Source organism: Pseudomonas sp. UBA1879 (assembly GCF_002338065.1).
Classification (GTDB): Bacteria; Pseudomonadota; Gammaproteobacteria; order Pseudomonadales; family Pseudomonadaceae; genus Aquipseudomonas.
Genome location: NZ_DDHJ01000021.1, coordinates 106,885 through 123,467, shown reverse-complemented (window position 1 = coordinate 123,467; position 16,583 = coordinate 106,885). Strand labels below are relative to the sequence as shown.

The window sequence follows — 16,583 nt, the reverse complement described above, 5'->3', positions numbered from 1 at the left end:
CTTCTTGTCTACCTTCTCCTCAGCCTGGCCCCACGGATTCGTCTTCTTCAGAAACTCGATTTTCGCTTCCCATGCGATCAGGATCTCAACGATCGGTGTTTCCCAAGCGTCGCGCGGAGACCAGCCGAGGTAACCGGTGGCTAGTCCGAAGAGCTCGTCGACGTATCCACGGTCTTCTCGTTTCCCTCGCCTGCGGCCTCTTCAAGCTCTTCGTCAGTCTTGCCGCCCGGATTCAACAGCGCGCGGACAAAGGGAATGACCTTATTGCCCACCGCGGAGACGCCACCTTCAAAAACCGCTTCCTCGACCTTCTCCAGTTCCTTGCGCTTCGAGGTATCAATCCCGGATGCGGCCGCGATGATGAACGCGATACCCGAGAGGTTTCCAGAGCCGATCGCGCTGTAGGCCGGCAGCAGGCCGCCGAACTGGTTCTGGATAGCGCGAACAGCGCGCAGATTGGGAATCAGGTTATAAGTGGTGCCGCCTGCGTCTACGACAACAGCGCCATGGTTCGTCTTGGACATAGAAATCTCTTCTCACAAAAGGGGGAGTGAAAAGCGCCCCAATCAACAGGGCGCTCTGCAACAGGGCGATTACTCGGCTTCTACTTCGTAGATTTCCGAGTTGATACCCAACGTGACGGTGCGCTTCAGCACGCCCTCAACGCTGATGCCGGTCTTCTTGTTGCTCATGACCTTGGCCGCGAAGTAGTCGGTTTCGCCGTCCACATACACCACCTTGAACGGGTAGTCATAACGGGAGCGGTCAATGAAGGCCTCGACGAGTTTCAGCTGCCCGGCATCGCCAGCATCGAAACCGATGGAAAGATCGGACGAGCCCGCATCCGCAAGGCCCTTCAAGTGCTTCGCCCGCCCCGCTGCAAGGCCTGCAAAGCTGACGTCGTTGATCGTGTCGCCGTAGTCGCCGATGCTCTCCACCTCGCCAACCTCGACGTAAGTGATCGCAGCCAGCAGCGCGATAGCAGCCGCATGGTCGGCGGGCAAATTGGCAGAGAGGCGTGGACCGATATAGATCCGCGTGCCAGCGCCGGTATTGATAGCCATAGGTAGTCCTCCTGAGGACAGGTGAAAGGCCGCAGCGCGGCGTGGGTAAGCGTTTTAGTGTTCGGTCAGGATGCGCAGCGTGATGCTGCCCTGATACGTGATTCCGTCCGGCTCACGGTTGGTCTGCTTGCGATCCACGCGAATGGAGATCACACGACCTGTTTCAAGCGCTAGAGCGCGCTCATGCAAGGCGGAGTCGATCTCGCCCATGAGCCGCTTTACCTCCTCCTGGCCCTTGAAATCGCTCCAGATCGACAGGTAAAACAGCCGCATGTCCCTGCGCTTGTTGAGGATGTCGACATTGCTCGATAGCTCGTAGTCGATGGAGACATAGGGCATGGCTGCATCCATCGGCACGCTGTCGTAAATCGGACATGACACCTCGGCCGTGAGCCGATCGAATATCGCCACCTGAAGTGCGAATCCTGGATCAGCCATTGCCCAGCTCCTGGCTCGCACGTTTCAGAGTGCTCGTAACGGCGGCTTTGATGTCGGCAAGAACAAACTCCCGATTCACGTCGAACGCGGGTCTTAGCCATGGGTGCGCAGGTCGGGCGGGAATGTCCGGATGCTTGCCAAAAAAGTGCGATCCGTCCGTTTTGTTAGTGTCACGCTGTCTTCGATTCCCAGCACGCTGCCCGCCGGTATAACCCTTCGTCCCGTACTCGAGGAATTTCAGGTAAAAATAGCGGCGGTTGTCCTTAAGACCGCGAAGACCTATCTGAGCATCGAGCCCGGACTTGCTCACGTACGCTTCCAATGCGTCGACAGCATGACCACCGGCGTCGGCACGATCAGAGCGCGGCACCCGTTCTTTCATGGACTCCAAGATCCGGTCAGCCGCTTTTTGCATAGCTGGCTTGAGCTCATTGTCGATTTGGCCGTGGATGTTCCGCAGCACCTTCCGGAGCTTGAATTCTCCCGCCAGGCGGGACCGGCGGGGAGCCATGATCAGGCCTCAGTCTTTGGCTCTTTCGTAGGTTTTACAGGAGCGTCCTCGACGGCCTCCACCAACTTCCGATCGACTAGCTCTTTGCCTTCGGTGGCGCCTACAACAAACTCTTCGCCCACAGATTTACGACCCATCGGGCCGGAGATATCGGCCAAGGCACGTACTTTCATAGTTCTAACCCTCAGTTATGGATTGACGACGTTCGAGCAGAGCAGCCGAAGCATCGTTTGGTCGTTGTCGGCCAGTGCGGCCTCCACCTTGTAGGTGTTGCTCTTGTGGATAATTCGCATGCCCGCCGAGATATCGGTTCGGTAGCGAATACGAATCTCTGCGGTTATTTCAGCCGTAAGCTGATCAGCCGCCACGGCAACCCGCCCGCTGGGCAATGTGATCTCGGCCCAAACTTTGACGAGCTCCGTCCATGACTCGACGCGGCCGCCGCCAGGCCGAGTGATCTGCTCAGCTTTGTGGATTGCGCAGTGATGACGCAGTGGACCGGCTCGCATTCACACCCCCAAACCGACGCGATACGGCGTTAGTAGTGAACGTGAACCCATTGGGATCTCGCCGGCGCCACCACCGACCACAACATCTTCGCGGTTGGCATAGAGGTGGCCTAGGATGAGCAGGCACGCCGCACGAACCGACGGGTTGATCACAATCGGATCAGCGCCGGCAGTGCCATCGAGGACGGCGCCAGCCAGTGCATCCGCGTCACCGTAAAACCGCCGATTCATGAACTGCGCAGCCGTGTCCTCTGCGGCCGCCAGCAGCAGATCGACATATTCACGGTCATCATCGTCGGCCCGCAGATGCTGCATTGCGACGTCGGTCGAGATGGCGTTCATTTCAGTCCTTCGGCTTTTGGTCAGTGGCCAGCTTTTTGGCTTTCAGGACGGCAGCCTCATGCTTCGCCACTTGGTAGGGTTCACCAACCCGCCGCATGTCTTTGCCATCCAGGTAGGTTCGCAGTGGGTACACCGTGACCTCGGAAGACTGAGTCTTCTCGGTGGATGCCTGGGCATCATTCCCGACAGCAGCGCAGCTATCGGATTCGCTGTTCGGTTGTTTGTCAGTGCTACTGGTACGAGCCATTTTTCCTCTCCTGCAGATGCGCCGCCCGGGGGCGGCGCAGTAATTGCGAGCTATGCCGTGATGAGATCGCCAGTGACGAACGCTTCTGGACGATATACGGCCAATGCCAGCCGTTGTTCTGCACGGACAGTGATCATGTTGTTCTCGAAATCCTTGTCGTTCTCTGTCGAGATCAGGATCTCCACGTCCATACGGTCAAAGATCTGAGCGCCCAGTGCGAATGCGCCGACCAAGAAATCGTTTTTCGGCATGGACTGCGTCGCGACCACCGGCCGGCGCCACAGTGTCGGCTGGGTGTTGCCCTGAGGTTGGCCGATCAGGTAATTGCCGTTGGCGTCTTTCAGAAGCTCGATCAGAGCCCAATCAATCGGGTTCAATACGATGCCATCGGACGGAAACTCAGCCAGCTCTGCCTGTAGCAACGCCAGGCGGAGACGGTCGATCTGCTGCTCGCCTACAACAGCTACGCCACCTGGTGCGGCATACGCCTGAGCCAGCGGCACGATGCCGCCGATATTCGCGCCCACGCCGCTACCAAAAAGAAGCTGGGCCTCTTCCGCCAGTTTCAGACCGTACCGACCACGAGCGTTGATGAAGCTTTGCAGCGCCGGTGCGTCGTCCAGAATCTGACGACTCGCTTTGAACAGGTGCGCCAAGGTACGGACCGGCGCGTTTTCCAGTTTGAACTTCAGATCCGAATAGGGCTTGGCGGTACCTTCCGCCACCGGTGCGGCGTTGTTGGTGAAGCCGTCTTCTTGGACATACTCAACGGCATTGCCAGCGGTCTGGCCTGGCGCGATCAGATCGCGGATTGTGAGCCGTCGCTCAGGAGCGGCCTGTACGCCGTAGAGTCGATCAGCTGGAACCAAGTCGGCACCCGAGCCAGGAGCAGACGTGATTGCTGCGCGGGGAACGGCAATGCGACGCGAGCCACGGAACGAGGAATCAACACCTTTCATCTCGTCGGAAGCGACGACAATCTCGCCGACGGACTGCTGATGATCTGGACGATGGCGCCCTTGGTTTGCATTCACTAGCTTCTGCTCGGCATCAAGCATCCGCGCCTGGAGTTCGCCCTGCTTGGTCAACAGTTCGTCAACCTTGGCACGGGTCTCAATCTGCATTTCACCGGAGGCTTTGATTTCCTTCTCGGTGCGCTCGGCATAGGTCTTGATCTGATCGCCGACGGCTTTCAGGTCGGCTTGGGTTTGCTTCTGAGAAGCTTCAATTGCGGAAAGATCTGGCGGCATGGTTTTGTCCTTTCAGAAATGAAAAAACCGCCTCTCGGGCGGTTGACGGTCAGTTTTTGGTTCAGCCAATCAGAAGCCGGGGATCAGGCCTCGAAGTGCTGACGCCTGGTTTGCGGTTTCTTCAAACGCGGATACATCAAGGGCAGCGCAAGGCGTGCCCGGCACGACAGCGCAAGGCGTGTCGCCGCCAGCAGTACTGGACGTGCTGGTCTTGATCTGGGAAATCAGTTTGCGCCGTTCGCTGCGCGGCATGCCGGACTTGGCCAGCGCCGCGTCCAGCTTGCGAGCCGAGTGGGCCTGGGTGCCATCTTCGCTCGGGGCCTGCTCGACTTCGGCAGCGGAAATCAGCCCCGTGGCAAAACCTTTGTCGACCGCGTTCGCCCCGTTCATGTAGGTCTCCGCGTCGAGCATCTTCTCCACGGTCGCTTCATCCTGGCCGCTCGTATCCGCGTAGAGGCTGATCATGGCTCGATCAAACTCTTCCATGGTGTCTGCCAACTCGCGGATGTCGTGCCGGTTGCCCGCGAAGTATGTCCAGCAGTTGTGAATCATCAGAAATGCGGTCTTCGCCACTTCGCGTTTCGCGCCGGCCATTGCGATGACAGAGGCGGCCGACGCCGCCAGGCCAAGAACCTTGATGGTCACTTCCTGTGAATGCTCGAGCAGGCGGTTGTAAATCGCGATGCCTTCGAACATGTCGCCGCCTGGCGAGTTGATGTAGACGGTGACGGGCTTGTCACCAATGGCCCGCAACGCGGCGTCCACACGTTTGAGGGTGACACCCTCGCCGAACCAGTCCTCGCCGATGATGCCGTACATGGTGATGGTGTCGGTACCGGACTCCAGCGCAGCACGCAGGTCGGGGTTCCACAAATCGAGCGCGCGAGGGCTCAGCTCGCAGTTGAAGCTGCGGGCTTTGATGTTCAGAGGCATGGTTACTCCTGCGTCTGGCCGAGCCAGTTTTTTAGGGCTGCTTGAGCGGCCTGCCCGTCTGTTGACTGGCCGAGTTGATCAATTGGAGCCAGGTTGGTTTGGACGGTGAGGACGCCAGCATTCCCCCCGTGCCGAGGCAGGTTCTCCTTCACCCGGCACTCATCGCGGGTCATGATCCCGTTCTGGGTCATCTGGCTGTACCAAGCGGCCCGGCCCGCGCTGTCTGCTTTCAAAAATGCTTCCAGCGAGAACTCGGCGTAGTAAGTACGCCGGTCAACCGGACTCAGCAGCCGCTTGTTGACGCACTGCTGAATCTGGCTAGTGACTGAGCTGATGCAGAAGGTCAGGAACGCGATCATCTGCTGTTCAAGCCCAGTGCCCCAGTTGCTGCCTGCGTCGGTTTTGCCGACCATCCACGGTGGCACGCCGAACCAACGGCAGATTTCCTCGATGCTGTGTCCCCTTGATTCCAGTAGCTGCGCATCGACGGGGTTGATCCCGATTGTCTCCGCCTTAACGCCCTGCTCAAGGACTGGAGATTTACCCGCGTTCATAGCGCCGGAAACGGTCTTCACATACTCCCGGAAATCCTCCCGCTGCTCGGGCTTGAGGATTCGATCCACGCTGAAAGCGACCGTGGGCAACAGTCCGTTCTTGAAGGTGCCATTTGCCGCATCGTCCGCTGACATCGCCGAACCAAACACATCAGCGCCGAACCTGATTGCCGACATGCCGACCCGGCCATCAATACTGAATGCGGGGATGTGAAGCATGTCGACCCGAGCGATCTGCCGCCGCGGTCCTTTCTTTGGGCGGTACCAGTATTCCAAGCGTCCATCATCATCGACTTCTAGATCGACCCGCGATGGCATCAGGAAGTCCAGGGCAATCACGCGACCGCCCGCACGGTGAATCTCGCAATAGGCATTTCCCCAAAGCAACATCGAGGCAACGACCGCCTGCCAGAACTGGAAGGCCGTCATGTCTTCGTTGGGGCTGTTGTGGATCACGTCATACAGTGAGAAGTCTCGCGCATCTTCTCGATCGCCATCGGCCTTGCGCCGGTATATCCCAAGGGGAAGCCCGGCAACCGAAGTGGAGATGATGCGAACACATGCCCAGACCGTGGAAAGCCTCATCACGTTGTCGACGTTCACTGTCTTGCCTGAGCTGGACTGTCCGCCAAGCCATGATCCCCAGAAACCTCCGTCGCTCAGGCGTATGGCCTTTCCGGTCCAGTCGCCGAGCGACTTCATCGGCTTGGCCGCAGCCCTGCCGAGAACCAGCGAAAGAGATTTATTCACCTGCTAATCCTTTCTTGATGAAGCCGGAAATCATGAACATCGACGCGGCAGCGGCGACCAGCGCCCAGCCAGTACCAAGCAGAGTAAACACCCCGCCGACGAGCAGGCCGAACCCGGCCAGCGCGGTGAATATGAAAAATGCCAGTGGCAAGCTCATGCGATGATTGGGTTCCGAATTGAGTCCATGAATGATTCAGTCGTGTTTTGCGCTGCATCTACGAGCACTCGACCGATCGCCATAATCAGCGCCACTGCGCCGTCAATCTTGTTGTCGTCTCCCTGCTTGATGGGCCGGACGACGTCGTTATTGCCTGGCAGGTTCTTGCCAATCACGTTTGCCACGCACCAGGTCATGATCGGGTTTCCATCATGGTGAAACCGTCCGGACTCAATAGCCGCTTCCAGCTCCTTCATCGGGTCCGACATGTTGGTGTAGTTCTGGGTGATGGTGATCGGGCTGAATCCCTCGTCGTCGAGCTCGTGGCTCAAGCCCGTCGCACCGAACGGGTCGATCGGTGACTCGCGAAGCGGCGCGTGGTGATTCGCCTCTTTGGTGTCTTCGAGGATTTCCCGGTAATCAACCTCCGCGCCATCGGTAATGTCTAGGTGCTGCGAGTTGATCCAGGCCTGAAACCGCTCGCTCATGCGCTTGTTATCGCTGTTGAATGCGGTGTCTTCGGGCACCCAGAACTTAGGGGCAACGCTGTAGTAATGGATGCGACCATCGATTACCCGCCAGAAGAGCCGCGCGCGGGAGTTCATGTCGAGTTTGCGCGCCAGGTCGAAACCGGCAATCCACTCTTGCCCCGCGAACTGGTCCAAAGTGAGCGTGGTGTCCTCGCACGCCTTCCAGCTTTCCATGTTGAAGAAACCGGATTTTGCGCTTACCCACAGGTTCAAATGCTTCGTTTTGAACGTGTTGGTGAACCGCGCCGACCGGATCGCCCGTGCCTGCATGCTCTCCAAGTAGTCCTGGAAAACCGACACGCCATGGTTCGGATTGGCCTTGGCCAGCATCTTCGGATCGGTCCAGTCGTCACCCTCATCCAAAGTCCAGATGAAGCCGAACAGCTCATCATCCGGAACTGTGCCTTCCAGCATTTCGATCACTTGACGGCGCTTGTCATAGCACGGGCCTTCGATATCGGCGCCGGCGGTCGTGATGATGAACATCAGCGGCTGCCGACGGGCGCCCATGCCGGTCAGCATGGTGTCGTACTGCGCCGAGGTACGGTGTTCGTGGTATTCGTCGACAATCGCGCAGCTTGGCGACGCGCCGTCACCCGGATCGCCAATCAGCGGCTCGAAGCGGCTGAAGTCTGAAGGGATGTTCATGTTCGAGGCGTTGACCTCGATACCCGCCGCCTGAATCAGCATAGGCGACTTGCTCACCATCAACTTTGCCGGGCGAAACACCTCCCATGCCTGCTTCTCAGTGGTCGCGCCGGAATAGACCTCTGCGCCGAATTCACCATCGGCCACGAACATGCTGATGCCAACGCCGGCGGCGATCAGACTTTTCCCATTTTTCCTCGGAATCTCCCAGTAGCTTTCGCGGAAGCGCCGGTACGCTCCCTTTTTCCTTACCCATCCAAAGGTGAGAGCAAGGCCGAAAAGTTGCCAAGGCTCGAGCGTGATCAGTTGACGTTTAAACGCCCACTCTCCCTTCGTATGAGGAAGCAGTTGGATCAGCTTGATCTTTTTTTCAGCTTTTACCGGATCAAACTTGTACTTGAAACTGCCCTTGCGGCTCGCGGCCACATCGTCGAAATGCCGCTGAATCGCCTGGTGAATATACCGGCACGCCGGAACCTTCCCGCGAAGAACGGACCGACCCCACGCCATCGCCTTGTCGACGTTGGGGTGTAGGGCTTTGGGCATTTACGAGCTCAGGAGTTGGGCAAATTCGTTGGTGACTTTTTCTTTGTTGCCGCCGATGAGCCGGGTTCGGCTAGCAGGGTCGAGTCCAAGCATTGAGCCGAAGGTCACCATCTGGCGCATTGATTCGTTCGCCGCGGTCAGCGCCGGATTTTTCATCGGGCTGCCCTGAGCTGACTCGACCACAATGCCGAACTGCTGCACCGACTCTTCAGCCATCCGCCATTTGTCGTAGGCAGTGCAGAACGCTTCGACGTTGTGCAGATCGGTCAGCGCGATCACGTGTTCTCGGAGCAACTCGGGAACCAGCATTTTCCACATCGTGGCCGCCCGCGGACTGAGCCACTCTGGCGGATCAATGTCTTTCGCGACCTCGGAAAACTTCGGTTCGGCCGTATTCAACGCCCGCTTGCCAGGGTTTCCGGCTAGTGCTTTCTTGGCCGTCGGCTTGGGTTTGCGACCACGGCCGGCGACCGTGGCGGTGCCTCCCATCGCGCAACTCCTAAACTTTTAATTTCGCGGGTGTAAAAATCCAGTTCGGGGGACGGTGTCCGTATGAAAAACCCCAGACTTTTGACCCACCCCGCCCCAATTTGGTGCATTGCCTAAAATTGCCGCCAATTTCATGCGTTTTGCACGGACCGGCGTGCAATTCCTGCCTTCGACTCATGCTGAGTCTTCATTTCGTGGCAGTCGTGGTTGATTGCTCTCAGATTCGACGGATCATCGGTGCCACCCTCCGCCACCGGCACAATATGGTCGACTTCGTGCGCCGGACGAATGCGGTCTTGTGCCCTGCATTCATCGCACTGGCAAATGAAGTGGTCGCGCCTCAACACTTGGTCACGTAAACGCCGCCAAGGCCGTCCACCTCGGCCAGATCCCTTTCGTCCGGACCATGGCTTATCCAGGTGAGCGTGATCGTCGCAGTACCGCGCATTGCGGGTCAGCGTATTGCAACTTTGAGCGTTGCATGGCTTCTGTGGACGTTTAGGCATCAGTCCACATCCACTTGAATGCCACGACGGACTGTACGTTCGATGGTCTTAGGCTCAGGTCTTTGGTCGAGAACGCGCCACAACCAAATGGCCAAAGTGATGTAGGGGATCACCCACCATGCCCGCTTGATCGTCGTGGTCGCGCTGATTTTTGCCATGGTGTTCACTCAACTGTACAGGTCGGCCATACCAACCGAGCAATGGCCAGCGCTGTCGCGTGGGCGGCATCTTCCTGCAGGATCATGGGGAATTGTGGGTAACCCTGCACGGTCACATACCAGGACTTTTTCATGCTATCGCCTTAATGGTATTACGTGCCTTTCGGGGTAGTCCCTTTTACTCAACGGATAATCAAACGATGGTTCAAACTGAAGACGCAGCTGTACCAATACGCTCCGGATCCGTGTTGTTGGTTGAGGATGAACCGATGCAATTGGATGCAATGGTCGAGCTTGTGATGGATCTAGGCTTCAGACCGCTGATATTCACCAAGGCGGATGAGGCGCTGAAGTTCTTGCAAGAAAGCCGCGATGAGATTCGACTGCTGTGGACTGATTACCGCACACCGGGGGAGATCACCGGCGGGGAACTGGCGATCAAGGCAATGTCGATCTTCCCGGGCCTTCCCATTGTCGTGACCTCGGGAGTAGCTGGTACCGCTTACAAGCTAGAGTCGGGCATAACATACGTCTCCAAGCCATGGTCTGTAGACGTTTTGAGCCGCTTGATCCTGCGCTTGGCTGCCTGATAAACAGCTCCTGATGGCTGCTTGAATACAAAGCTGGCCGCTCCTGCATGTTCACAATTCGATACCCTTACGCTCGTCGGATCGTTACCCTGCGAATTTAGCGTATGATAGAAGTGGCATTGTGACATAACGCATTACCGCTTCATTAGTGAGGAAGTGGACATGCTGGATCTGACTGAAGAAGAGCGCGCGTGGCTCACGCGGCGGCTCGCTTTAACTCACGATGACCAAGGATTGGAAATCTTTCTTGGACTCACTCATGAGGAGTCAGAGAGGTATCAGCTGTTAAGCGACTCCAAAAGAAATATCACATTGTCCGAGGCAATGGAGTTTCTGATCCTGGATACAAAGCACACGCGCGCGATATGCCAGGCGTCCACCTTGCGGCGTAAACGAATCCCATAAACGACCTTATTTTGTTTTGCTGCGCTGGATCTGCGCATCGACCTGATCGGCACAGGTGTCTAGCAGGTTGATTGCCCGATCCTTCAAGTCCCAAAGGTCGCCGTTTAGCGTGAGGTCGTAATCAGCATTGTTGACCCGCTCGCATGGGATCAGCACAGGGGGTTCGAGCCTTACCGTTGTCGTTTTTACCGGCGCTGGCTGGCTTGCCGCGCAGGCCGTCAGGCAGAGGCTGATCAGCCCACTTGCGAACAGCCGGGCTTTTACGCTTGAGGTCTTCAAAGTCTCTCCTCGCCTGCTGGGCTTTCTGCTCGCTGGCCTTCAGTCGTTTGTTGAGGTCGGCTTGATAGTTCGCGTTGCGTTGGGCCTCGGCGCGCAGCGTGGTTATCGTGGCCTGGCTCTCGGCGTTGGCATCAAGTGCATCCTGTTTGGCCTTCGTCTCGATGGCCACCTCCCCCCGCAGCGCAACGACGCGGTACTGCTGCAAGCCCGCGAGCAGCAGACCGACCAGCGCAATGATGAATGCCGCTGCAAATGCCTTCATAGCGTGTCCACCTTGCGGCCAAGGAACTTGACGATCAGCTCGCGGATCGCGGTGACGCCGATGAAACCAATTGCACCACCGGCGCCGACCGACAGGCTGGACGGCCATGCCATCCACTCGATGACACTACTGGCTGACAGGCTCAGCCCGCCGCACATTAGCGCTTCAAGAAGCACGCGCCATTTGTTCGCTTCTTTGCCCTCATAAAGGACACGCAGCGCAGAGATAGTCCCGGCCATGATCGCTCCTTGCCAGAGCGGATTCGAAAGTACGAGCCAGACATGCGCCCAGAAGTCAGGTGTTTTATCCGGCATGTCGACATCCGACTGTCCACCCTTTCGGGATCGGAGAATGAAAAAAGCCCCGGCCAATACCGAGGCTCATTGAGTAATAAGCATATCCACTATAAACACTTGTAGACACTTATTAAAATGCTTATAATTGCCTCACACACAGCGAGGCAGACATGAACAAGATCAACTGGACACGGAAAGCATCGAAGCAGCTCGGCAAGATCAACAAGGCCGATCAGGTCAAGGTCTACGACGCAGCTCAGGCACTGGCCTACATGCCGAACGTCCAGAACATCAAAAGCCTCACCAACCACCAATACGGCTACCGTCTCCGGGTAGGTAACTACCGAGTCATGTTCGACTGGGACGGCGGCGTAAAGATCGTGAATATCGAAGAGGTGAAAAAGCGCGATGAACACACCTACTAACGTGCAAATCATCAATGGGCCGGACGGAGCGCCGGCCTTTGTGGTCATCCCGTACGCCCAGTACATAAAGGACCATCCCCAAGAGGACTTGGTCCCGAACGAGGTAGTGGGCTACATGGTGAAGGAAGACCTCTCCGCTGCTGCGGCTTGGCGCAAGCACTTGGGATTATCCCAGGCGCAAGTGGCAGAACGCATCGGCATCACCCAATCCGCCTACGCCCAGCAGGAACAGGCAGCGAACCCCAGAAAAGCCACTCGCGACAAGATCGCAGCGGCGTTGGGCATTGCCGCTGACTTGCTGGACATCTGAGACCACAGGAAGCATCGGGTCTCAAGGAAATTCAAAAGCCGCTTGCGGCGGCGAGTCGGCTGATGCCGTCCCGAAAGTCTTGGAGCGGGGCGCATTAGCTGCCGGTGTTCTGGTCGTACGCGTGACTGACCGGCGATACCGCGTCCGGGCCTTCCCCGAAGGGCCACCCCAGCTATGGTCACCTCAGCAACAATGCTCTATTAAAAGCCTTGACCATTAGGCCCAATGGGCCTATTATTCAGCACATGGGAAGCGCATATCGCCCGGCCCGACAGCCCCAAGGGGAAGCACGAATGAGCATCGAAATGACAACCGCCGAACTCGAAAAGATTCACTCCGAGATCGCAAAGCTGATGGCAGAAACCAGCAAGCTGAACGCGGAGACCTCCAAGCTGCGCAACGAAGCGCACAAGCTGAGTCGCGAAGCGCTCTGGTATCCACTGGCGATGGCCTCGGGGCTAGTGGGCGCGGTAGCCGCGGCCACGGTAGCCCTCACCAAATACCTCTCCTGATTCTAGAACCCCGCGAAAGCGGGGTTTCTCATAAGGCCGACATGAAAATAATCAAGCACTACACCCCACCATCAACGTCCGACCTGGAAGCGCTTAAGGGAAAGCTGAACAAAACCGGTAATGAGATGGCTGCGATCGCTGGTTTGTCTGATGGTCGTCAATGGCGCAAGTACACCGGCGGGGCCAGCCCTCGTGAACTCAGCGCGCAGATGCTGTTCTTCATCGCCGCTCGACTCACGCTGGCCGACGATCAGCTCGATGCTTTGTACGAACAAATGCGTCAGATGGGTGCCGCAGTCGAGTTCGAAGCCGACAATTCATGACCTGCTTGTCGGCTGAAAGCATCCGTCTGTATCGAACCGTCAATAGACCGCCACGCGCTTGAATAGGCGCGCGCAGCCTCCTGTAATTCCGACGGAATTTTTTTCCTGAAGAATAATCCTTGATCTGGAGTGACCACCACGCCAAGGAGCTCTGCAAATGGCACAGGAACATCATTACCGAATCAACTACCTACTCGACGGTGCCTACAAAACTTTCTACATCCGAGCCGCGAAAATGGACAATGCCGAGGCCTGGCATTGGGCTTCAGTCGACGCCGGATTTGGCCAGTTGCCCAAATACCGCTCCGACCCCGCTACCAAATTGAGCAAGCCTCAAGCTGAGCGATTTGGGATTACAGACGTGGAATGGTTTCAAACATAAGCGCAGGTCGGCGCCCAGCAATGGAGTACGACACATCGGCTCGCTGTTAGATCATCAGAGCATTGACCTCGCCAGATACAAAAGCCCCGCACGGTAGCGGGGCTTTGAATAGGGGTGTCGCGCTGAATCAGCTGAACACCGTGGCATGAAAACAGAGCTATTCCATATGGACAACTGTTTTTTACGCTGCCGCCTTGAGTGTTTCCAAGGCGCAATCGATCCAAGCCACTCCGGCCTTGATCAGCTCCCGCGCCTTCATCTCGCTGACGCCATACTGGCGACCCACGCGCACCGCAGGCCACTTCGCGCCGTAGTACAGCCAGATCATATCGCCCATCTGGGCATCACGGCGGCAAAGTCTGGCAACGGCACCATCCACAACGCCGGCAAGCTCGTCAGTGATGACATACGACTTTGTCGCGGATGGGGTCACGTCCCTCATGATTGCGAGAGCGGGCGACAGATAGCCGGGAACGCCCATTCCATCCATGCGCCACCAGCCCCACTGCTCGAGCATGTACTCAGTGTCGCCCAGCGGGCGATGTAACGGTTTACGTGTGTTCATGCTCAGTCCCCTGTGTAATTGCTGCCGCCTGGGCCCAGACGATTGTTCTGTTCGTATTGTTCATGGGCGCCGCCGATGGATAGGCGCGACCGTGACAGCTCAGCAGTGACATTGCGCAGTCGCATGCTGAGTTGCTGAACCATGACCTCAACTGGGAGCGCTTCCCCTGTCTCGGCGCAGACCCAGCCGGAAGCGTTGCATTTAAAGCAATCGATCTGGTGGAAGACGCCAGGCGTGACCGTGGCGCCGCGACAGGTGCCGCACACCATCAGCGGCTTCAGCTCGCGCCGGAACGATGGGCCGTGGTTCTTTTTCACTTGCAGGCCTCCATCAGTCGCTCATGCACAGCGCGCAGGTCCAGCCGAGACTTGTTGTCGAAGTACTCCCAGACCTTGAGCTCGTGCCCGTTGGCAAGATGGATGACCAAGCACTCACCCTGGCTTCCCAACTCCCGAGCGATCCTCATCGCACTGATATCCCCCGGATGGACCGCGATGTGTCGGCGCGGATCGACCATGATCATCATTTTGAAACCTCGCCTATGGTTTGTCCGGGAAATGGCTGGAAGCCACGCCACTCGTGGTCTGTACTGGATTAAGCGAAACTTCGCGTAATGGCTCGGCAATGGTGTGGATGGCTGCGAAACCGCGCGCGTCAAGCCATGCGTGCCACTTCTCCAACGCGTCACGCTTGCCCGCCTCAACCCAAGAATGGATGTAGGTCTTAACGTTTTGGCCCATGGTGTGGTTGATCAGCAGTTCGCCGATCAGGAAGTCGACGCCCAGATCCACCCAGGCCGTACGGGCAACTTTGCGCAGGTCATGACTGGTCCACTCGCCGCGCCCCAGCCGGGTGAACACGGCGCAGGCCTGGCTCTCGCCGAGCGGCTTACCGGTCCGACCGGGGAATAGGTAGACACCCTCGTAGCCCAGGGCGCGCTGGATGGCGTGATAACGCTTGAGCAACGCACAGACCTGATCAGTCAGCGGCAGGGTCAGTTCGGCACGTGTCTTCGTGTGGCTGGCTGGGATGAACCACTGCCGGTCATCAAGACTGAGGTCGCGCCACGATGCCGGCCGGGTTTCGCCCACACGGGTGCCGTGGCAGAGCATCATCAGGGCCAGCATGGCGTCACCGGGCGCTGCGGCGAAGCGTTCGCCAAGGTTCGCCAGCACGCCCTCGACCTGCACATCACGCAACCGGGCCGCCTTGGGCTTGATCTTCGTCTTCGAGAAGTCACCGAAACGGATGGCGTTCATCGGGTTGGTGGTGATGTGCCCGAGCCGGGCAGCCTGTTTGAAGGCCAGCACCAACAGGCGGAAGATCAGCCGCAGGTACTCCAGCGAAAGCTCAGCCTGCAATGGCCACATCAGGCGCTGGTCGATCTCCGATTTCGTTACTGATGCCAGCGGCAGATCGCTCAAGCGCGGCCGTAGGTGCTTGCTCATCGCCGAACGCGCGGTCGACTTGCGCTTGGCCGACAAGTTGCGGTCGCGGCCCATGCGGTCATCGAACCACGCCAGCAGCTCGCCCACGGTCTGCCAGGTGCCTACCGCAGCAGAAGCGTCAGGCGTCCCCGCGAAGCGGGCTCGCACGTCCGGCAGCACCGCCAGAATCGCCTTGGTGTTGAGATCCGGGAAATTAGCGATCTTGTTCCATTTGCTGCCCACCACCAGATACCAGGAGCCACGGTTCCGGTCCTGCTTGAAGCGGAAGCGGAACGCGGGCTGCCGGGCATCACGCAAATCACGGACACCAGGATTATCGACGTGGCGACGAATCTCGGCGTCGGACAGATTGACGGTCAGGGTCTTGCTCATGCAGCCACCACGGTCACAGGAAGTTTGAGATACGCCCGGATGCTTTCCATGGCGTCGAAGTGGCCCCGGCACACGATGGCGAGATAGCCCTGCTCGTTCAGGCGGCGGATACACGCGTACTGGCTGGATGAAACCGGGGCGTCGTTTGGCGGAGTGGCCTTGAATTCCAGGTACAGGCCGAAATACCCGCCACGGGCCATCGGTAACACCAGATCAGGCACCCCCGCCTTGACGCCCTGTTCTTTCAGCTTCGCAGCCACGGCCTTGTGACGCTGCCCACCGTTCGGGACGTGGTAGATCAGGTCGAAAATGTTCGGCAGGGACAACGCCAGCTCCCGCATCAGTGCAGCTTGCTCCAACCCTTCGCGATCCACTCGCGGGGCGCGGGCCTTCTTGGGTTTGAAGGCTTTGAGCTTGACCCCGATCACGCTGCCACCTTCCCTTCGCTGATCAGGATGTCGATGGTCCTCACCACGCCTTCCATGTGCATGACGCGCAATTCGTCGCGGCTGAACTCAGTCTTGCTGCGCGCATCAACGGCGTCATGACAAGCCGAACAAGCCCAGGCGGCCTGTAAGTCGTGAGGCTTCAGTCCAGCGCCACAACGTGTGCCGCTCAGGCGGAAATGTGCAAGGACGGTAGTCTCCGGATCGCCATTGCACACACCCGGTACCCGAACCTGACAATCTCGGCCGCGTGCGGCCTTGGTCAACTTGGTTTGCCTCACAGGACACCTCCGAATTGGTATTCAGCCGGCGGCACCTGATGGGTGTATGCGTTCT

The 16,583-nt window shown here is 58.1% G+C and carries 33 protein-coding genes; 7 read left to right on the top strand and 26 right to left on the bottom strand.

Annotated elements, in window-relative coordinates:
• Positions 1-140 precede the first annotated feature (140 nt).
• From B3N48_RS24040 to B3N48_RS23960, 17 genes are all read right to left on the bottom strand, one after another.
• Positions 141-524: a hypothetical protein gene (locus B3N48_RS24040; RefSeq protein WP_296187895.1), complete on the bottom strand. Its 384-nt coding sequence runs from the start codon at positions 522-524 to the stop codon at positions 141-143.
• A gap of 69 nt (positions 525-593) precedes the next feature.
• The gene (locus B3N48_RS24035) at positions 594-1,064 is read right to left on the bottom strand and encodes a phage tail tube protein (RefSeq protein WP_296187894.1); all 471 of its coding nucleotides are present in this window, start codon (positions 1,062-1,064) and stop codon (positions 594-596) included.
• Positions 1,065-1,118: 54 nt separating this feature from the next.
• Entirely contained in the window at positions 1,119-1,502 is a 384-nt protein-coding gene (locus tag B3N48_RS24030) for a DUF3168 domain-containing protein (RefSeq protein WP_296187892.1), read from the bottom strand.
• Positions 1,495-2,013, bottom strand: coding sequence for an HK97 gp10 family phage protein (locus B3N48_RS24025; RefSeq protein WP_296187890.1), 519 nt, complete (start codon positions 2,011-2,013; stop codon positions 1,495-1,497). The genes B3N48_RS24030 and B3N48_RS24025 overlap by 8 nt, the downstream gene beginning before the upstream one ends.
• 2 nt (positions 2,014-2,015) lie before the next feature.
• Positions 2,016-2,186 carry a hypothetical protein gene (locus B3N48_RS24020; protein ID WP_296187889.1) on the bottom strand — a complete coding sequence of 57 codons (171 nt, stop codon included), beginning with the start codon at positions 2,184-2,186 and terminating at the stop codon, positions 2,016-2,018.
• A 15-nt stretch (positions 2,187-2,201) separates the two neighbouring features.
• On the bottom strand, positions 2,202-2,522 hold the full coding sequence (locus B3N48_RS24015; protein WP_296187887.1) for a phage head closure protein: 321 nt from the start codon (positions 2,520-2,522) through the stop codon (positions 2,202-2,204).
• A complete protein-coding gene (locus B3N48_RS24010) occupies positions 2,523-2,864 on the bottom strand; it encodes a head-tail connector protein (RefSeq protein ID WP_296187886.1) in 342 nt (113 codons plus the stop codon).
• Between the two features lies 1 nt (position 2,865).
• Complete coding sequence (locus B3N48_RS24005; RefSeq protein WP_296187885.1) at positions 2,866-3,111, bottom strand: hypothetical protein; 246 nt, start codon at positions 3,109-3,111, stop codon at positions 2,866-2,868.
• Positions 3,112-3,161: 50 nt separating this feature from the next.
• Positions 3,162-4,361, bottom strand: a complete 1,200-nt coding sequence (locus B3N48_RS24000) for a phage major capsid protein (RefSeq protein WP_296187883.1) — start codon at positions 4,359-4,361, stop codon at positions 3,162-3,164.
• Positions 4,362-4,430: 69 nt separating this feature from the next.
• Complete coding sequence (locus B3N48_RS23995; RefSeq protein ID WP_296187882.1) at positions 4,431-5,294, bottom strand: head maturation protease, ClpP-related; 864 nt, start codon at positions 5,292-5,294, stop codon at positions 4,431-4,433.
• A 2-nt stretch (positions 5,295-5,296) separates the two neighbouring features.
• Positions 5,297-6,598, bottom strand: a complete 1,302-nt coding sequence (locus B3N48_RS23990; protein WP_296187881.1) for a phage portal protein — start codon at positions 6,596-6,598, stop codon at positions 5,297-5,299.
• Positions 6,591-6,755, bottom strand: a complete 165-nt coding sequence (locus tag B3N48_RS23985; protein ID WP_296187879.1) for a hypothetical protein — start codon at positions 6,753-6,755, stop codon at positions 6,591-6,593. Before B3N48_RS23985 ends, B3N48_RS23990 begins: the two co-directional genes overlap by 8 nt.
• On the bottom strand, positions 6,752-8,479 hold the full coding sequence (locus tag B3N48_RS23980; protein ID WP_296187877.1) for a terminase large subunit: 1,728 nt from the start codon (positions 8,477-8,479) through the stop codon (positions 6,752-6,754). Before B3N48_RS23980 ends, B3N48_RS23985 begins: the two co-directional genes overlap by 4 nt.
• Complete coding sequence (locus B3N48_RS23975; RefSeq protein WP_296187876.1) at positions 8,480-8,968, bottom strand: phage terminase small subunit P27 family; 489 nt, start codon at positions 8,966-8,968, stop codon at positions 8,480-8,482.
• Between the two features lie 131 nt (positions 8,969-9,099).
• Positions 9,100-9,474 carry an HNH endonuclease gene (locus B3N48_RS23970; protein WP_296187875.1) on the bottom strand — a complete coding sequence of 125 codons (375 nt, stop codon included), beginning with the start codon at positions 9,472-9,474 and terminating at the stop codon, positions 9,100-9,102.
• Positions 9,474-9,632 (bottom strand): hypothetical protein, encoded by a 159-nt coding sequence (locus B3N48_RS23965; protein WP_296187874.1) that lies wholly within the window; start codon positions 9,630-9,632, stop codon positions 9,474-9,476. The genes B3N48_RS23970 and B3N48_RS23965 overlap by 1 nt, the downstream gene beginning before the upstream one ends.
• 5 nt (positions 9,633-9,637) lie before the next feature.
• Positions 9,638-9,766 carry a hypothetical protein gene (locus B3N48_RS23960; protein WP_296187873.1) on the bottom strand — a complete coding sequence of 43 codons (129 nt, stop codon included), beginning with the start codon at positions 9,764-9,766 and terminating at the stop codon, positions 9,638-9,640.
• A 66-nt stretch (positions 9,767-9,832) separates the two neighbouring features.
• On the opposite strand from B3N48_RS23960, the gene B3N48_RS23955 reads away from it, so the two are divergent.
• Entirely contained in the window at positions 9,833-10,222 is a 390-nt protein-coding gene (locus B3N48_RS23955) for a hypothetical protein (RefSeq protein WP_296187871.1), read from the top strand.
• A gap of 162 nt (positions 10,223-10,384) precedes the next feature.
• On the top strand, positions 10,385-10,627 hold the full coding sequence (locus B3N48_RS23950; RefSeq protein WP_296187870.1) for a hypothetical protein: 243 nt from the start codon (positions 10,385-10,387) through the stop codon (positions 10,625-10,627).
• Between the two features lie 6 nt (positions 10,628-10,633).
• Here B3N48_RS23950 and B3N48_RS23945 read toward each other — a convergent pair whose 3' ends face one another.
• Genes B3N48_RS23945 through B3N48_RS23935 form a run of 3 tightly spaced genes read right to left on the bottom strand, consistent with a single transcriptional unit; the run spans position 10,634 to position 11,482 of the window.
• The gene (locus B3N48_RS23945; RefSeq protein WP_296188059.1) at positions 10,634-10,849 is read right to left on the bottom strand and encodes a hypothetical protein; all 216 of its coding nucleotides are present in this window, start codon (positions 10,847-10,849) and stop codon (positions 10,634-10,636) included.
• Entirely contained in the window at positions 10,749-11,168 is a 420-nt protein-coding gene (locus B3N48_RS23940; protein WP_296187869.1) for a hypothetical protein, read from the bottom strand. The genes B3N48_RS23945 and B3N48_RS23940 overlap by 101 nt, the downstream gene beginning before the upstream one ends.
• The gene (locus tag B3N48_RS23935; RefSeq protein ID WP_296187868.1) at positions 11,165-11,482 is read right to left on the bottom strand and encodes a phage holin, lambda family; all 318 of its coding nucleotides are present in this window, start codon (positions 11,480-11,482) and stop codon (positions 11,165-11,167) included. The genes B3N48_RS23940 and B3N48_RS23935 overlap by 4 nt, the downstream gene beginning before the upstream one ends.
• A 152-nt stretch (positions 11,483-11,634) precedes the next feature.
• Between B3N48_RS23935 and B3N48_RS23930 the strand changes: the two genes are divergently transcribed.
• The 5 genes from B3N48_RS23930 to B3N48_RS23910 all read left to right on the top strand — a co-directional run bounded on the left by B3N48_RS23930 (position 11,635) and on the right by B3N48_RS23910 (position 13,416).
• The gene (locus B3N48_RS23930) at positions 11,635-11,889 is read left to right on the top strand and encodes a type II toxin-antitoxin system RelE family toxin (protein ID WP_296187866.1); all 255 of its coding nucleotides are present in this window, start codon (positions 11,635-11,637) and stop codon (positions 11,887-11,889) included.
• Positions 11,873-12,199: a helix-turn-helix domain-containing protein gene (locus B3N48_RS23925; RefSeq protein ID WP_296187865.1), complete on the top strand. Its 327-nt coding sequence runs from the start codon at positions 11,873-11,875 to the stop codon at positions 12,197-12,199. The genes B3N48_RS23930 and B3N48_RS23925 overlap by 17 nt, the downstream gene beginning before the upstream one ends.
• A 293-nt stretch (positions 12,200-12,492) precedes the next feature.
• Positions 12,493-12,711: a hypothetical protein gene (locus B3N48_RS23920; protein ID WP_296187863.1), complete on the top strand. Its 219-nt coding sequence runs from the start codon at positions 12,493-12,495 to the stop codon at positions 12,709-12,711.
• Between the two features lie 41 nt (positions 12,712-12,752).
• On the top strand, positions 12,753-13,034 hold the full coding sequence (locus B3N48_RS23915; RefSeq protein WP_296187861.1) for an XRE family transcriptional regulator: 282 nt from the start codon (positions 12,753-12,755) through the stop codon (positions 13,032-13,034).
• Between the two features lie 157 nt (positions 13,035-13,191).
• On the top strand, positions 13,192-13,416 hold the full coding sequence (locus tag B3N48_RS23910) for a DUF6555 family protein (RefSeq protein ID WP_296187860.1): 225 nt from the start codon (positions 13,192-13,194) through the stop codon (positions 13,414-13,416).
• Positions 13,417-13,597: 181 nt separating this feature from the next.
• On the opposite strand, the gene B3N48_RS23905 is transcribed toward B3N48_RS23910, so the two are convergent.
• The 6 genes from B3N48_RS23905 to B3N48_RS23880 are packed head-to-tail and all read right to left on the bottom strand — an operon-like array spanning position 13,598 to position 16,528.
• On the bottom strand, positions 13,598-13,981 hold the full coding sequence (locus tag B3N48_RS23905; protein WP_296187859.1) for an antiterminator Q family protein: 384 nt from the start codon (positions 13,979-13,981) through the stop codon (positions 13,598-13,600).
• Between the two features lie 2 nt (positions 13,982-13,983).
• Positions 13,984-14,298 (bottom strand): hypothetical protein, encoded by a 315-nt coding sequence (locus tag B3N48_RS23900; RefSeq protein WP_296187857.1) that lies wholly within the window; start codon positions 14,296-14,298, stop codon positions 13,984-13,986.
• Positions 14,295-14,507: a hypothetical protein gene (locus B3N48_RS23895; RefSeq protein WP_296187856.1), complete on the bottom strand. Its 213-nt coding sequence runs from the start codon at positions 14,505-14,507 to the stop codon at positions 14,295-14,297. The genes B3N48_RS23900 and B3N48_RS23895 overlap by 4 nt, the downstream gene beginning before the upstream one ends.
• Positions 14,508-14,520: 13 nt before the next feature.
• Complete coding sequence (locus B3N48_RS23890; RefSeq protein WP_296187855.1) at positions 14,521-15,801, bottom strand: tyrosine-type recombinase/integrase; 1,281 nt, start codon at positions 15,799-15,801, stop codon at positions 14,521-14,523.
• Positions 15,798-16,229, bottom strand: coding sequence for a VRR-NUC domain-containing protein (locus tag B3N48_RS23885; protein WP_296187854.1), 432 nt, complete (start codon positions 16,227-16,229; stop codon positions 15,798-15,800). The genes B3N48_RS23890 and B3N48_RS23885 overlap by 4 nt, the downstream gene beginning before the upstream one ends.
• Positions 16,226-16,528, bottom strand: a complete 303-nt coding sequence (locus B3N48_RS23880; RefSeq protein WP_296187853.1) for a DUF1364 domain-containing protein — start codon at positions 16,526-16,528, stop codon at positions 16,226-16,228. Before B3N48_RS23880 ends, B3N48_RS23885 begins: the two co-directional genes overlap by 4 nt.
• Between the last annotated feature and the right edge of the window lie 55 nt (positions 16,529-16,583).